The organism is Pseudomonas sp., assembly GCF_037994325.1.
Taxonomy (GTDB): Bacteria; Pseudomonadota; Gammaproteobacteria; order Pseudomonadales; family Pseudomonadaceae; genus Aquipseudomonas.
Window position 1 is genome coordinate 1 of sequence record NZ_JBBNAH010000176.1, and the last position, 2443, is coordinate 2443.

Below are 2443 nucleotides of genomic sequence, written 5' to 3' on the forward strand. Positions count from 1 at the left end.
GTCCGTATATTTCGCGCCCACAACGACGGCAAACGTTGTTGTAGTTGAAAGTACTTGAGTAATCAACGAACTCAACGCCCAGGTGGCGGAATTGGTAGACGCACTAGGTTCAGGTCCTAGCGATGGCAACATCGTGGAAGTTCGAGTCTTCTCCTGGGCACCATTTCAGTCCGATGACTACCAACATCGGCAACAAAAAGACCGGCTTAGGCCGGTTTTTTTGTGCCTGTAATTTGCTCGTGACACTACGCTGCAACGCCTTTAAAGAGCACCTATAAAAAAGCCGAGGAACTCCTCGGCTTTTTCGTTTCTTGCATTCGCGCACTTAAACGCGGAACTGGCCCAAGCTGGATTTCAGCCGCAACGCCAACCCATCCAGCACGCGCCCACTCGCCGCTGTCGCCGCACCCGCCTCTGCCGCACGCTGCGCTTCAACGTGGATAACCTCCACCCGCCCACGCACCGCATCGGCGCCCTGCGCCTGGTGCGCAGCGGCCTGAGTAGCGGCCTTGATTGCCGCGTGCACATCGTCAACCGCCGCCTGCACAGACAACTGCAGCCGCTCGCTATCACGCAACGCCGCCAAGCCTTCATTCGCTTGCTGACCCGCGCGACCAATCACCGACACGGCCTCACGCGCACCCTGCTGCAAGGCGGTGATATGGGATTGGATGTCGCCGGTAGATTGCTGAGTCTTGCTCGCCAGCGCCCTCACCTCGTCCGCCACCACGGCAAAGCCGCGACCGGTTTCGCCAGCGCGGGCCGCTTCAATGGCGGCGTTCAGCGCCAGCAAGTTGGTTTGCTCGGCAATGCCATGAATAACGGTCAGCACCATTTCGATTTGTTCGCTCTGCCGCGCCAGGCGTTCAATTACCGCGGAACCGGCATCGACGCGTGAAACCAGCTCTTCAATCAAGGCACCGACCTTGGTGGCGATCACGGCATTCTCGTTAGCGTCCTGACGAATCGACACCACCCGCTGCAATGCCGCCTGCATGGCACGACTTTCTGCCTGTGCATCGCCCGCCATAATGGCAAGTGCCTCAAGACTGCCCGCCACCTCATCGCGCTGACGCTCTGCCGCCGCCTCGGCCGCCACACTACGAGTCGCCAGACCTTTAATTTCAACGCCGGTACTGACCGCGACTTCGCCCGCTTCACGAACGATGGGCTGCAGCTTCTCGACAAAACGGTTTACGGCGATGGCCATATCGCCGATTTCATCGTGACTGGTGACTTCAATACGCCGGGTGAGATCGCCCTCACCTGCCGCCAGATCGTTAAGTGCGGCAATCTGCAGATGCAGCTTGTTAACCACACGTCGGCCCAGCACCACAGCCAAGGTCAACAGCACCCCGAGACCAACCAACACCAAGCCCAAACCAATGCGCCACTTCAAGGTCGCCGCCGACTCACGCACCGAGGTACGCGCACCGTCGGCCATGCCAGCAGTTTCAGTTTGCGCCGCTTTCAGCCGTGCGGTGAGAGCGGCAGTGCTATCGGTAGCGGCGCCGGAAAGGCTGTCAGCCACCAATTGGTCGCCACTGGCGATCAGCGCGGTGAAGCGCTTATCCAATGCCACCAACTGCTGCTCAACAGAAGCGGTGGAAACCCCCATCAATACCTTGCCGATCTCCACGCCATTGGGGCTGATGGAGGCCTCGATGAGGTAAACCGATTTATCGTTTTTTGCCGCGTTTAGCACTTTATCCAGAGCGCGCTCGCCCTCGCCTTTTTCCATCAGCGCCTTGATCAGGGGATTTTCGCGATTGAGGTAACGGGTCAGGTGCTCGCCTTGGGCGTCGTCGTAGACCACAAACAACACGTTAGGGTTGCGCTGGGCACGCCGGGCAAACTCGGAGAGTGCCGGACCATCGTTATCCCACATGGCACGCGGGGCAACAGCTGCCAGCAGCTGAGCCATGTCATTGGCCGAGTCTTTAAGGTTCTGCTCAAGCATGGCGCGCATCTGGCCTTGCTCTTCTTTCAGGCGGGCCGACAAGCCAGCCGCCAAACGCTCACGGGTGCGCGTCGACAACGTACCGAGCCCGGAAGAAAGCTCACGCCCCGCCTCTTCCAATTCAGACTCAAGACGCTGGGTATCAGCACCCAGGCGCTTGCCAAGATCGACCTCCAACGCACCCACCGTGCTCCGAGTTAGTGCAACAGCCACCAGGACCTGCACCAGTAGGGCAATGCCTAGAGCAATGAAAACGGGGCGCAGCAAGCGACTACGCAATAGCGAAACAATGGCAGACACGACAAACCTCCAATACCCGACACCTGTGTGACGGCAACCGCTGGGATAACTTGAGCACCAGCAAGGGCCATGCCGCTAAACCTGGCCAGATGCTCAGAAACGACAAAGGGCCGCCACTGGCGACCCTTTGTCATGCTCTACCGCAGTTTCTGCGGCAACCTCAGCACTCAGGCAAACGGATGA

At 59.2% G+C, this 2443-nt stretch carries 1 protein-coding gene and 1 tRNA gene; one reads left to right on the forward strand and one right to left on the reverse strand.

The features are described 5' to 3' along the window. Positions 1-76 precede the first annotated feature (76 nt). Positions 77-163, forward strand: a tRNA-Leu gene (locus tag AAAB16_RS05975). A gap of 162 nt (positions 164-325) precedes the next feature. On the opposite strand, the gene AAAB16_RS05980 is transcribed toward AAAB16_RS05975, so the two are convergent. Then, the gene (locus tag AAAB16_RS05980) at positions 326-2260 is read right to left on the reverse strand and encodes a methyl-accepting chemotaxis protein (RefSeq protein ID WP_340662517.1); all 1935 of its coding nucleotides are present in this window, start codon (positions 2258-2260) and stop codon (positions 326-328) included. Between the last annotated feature and the right edge of the window lie 183 nt (positions 2261-2443).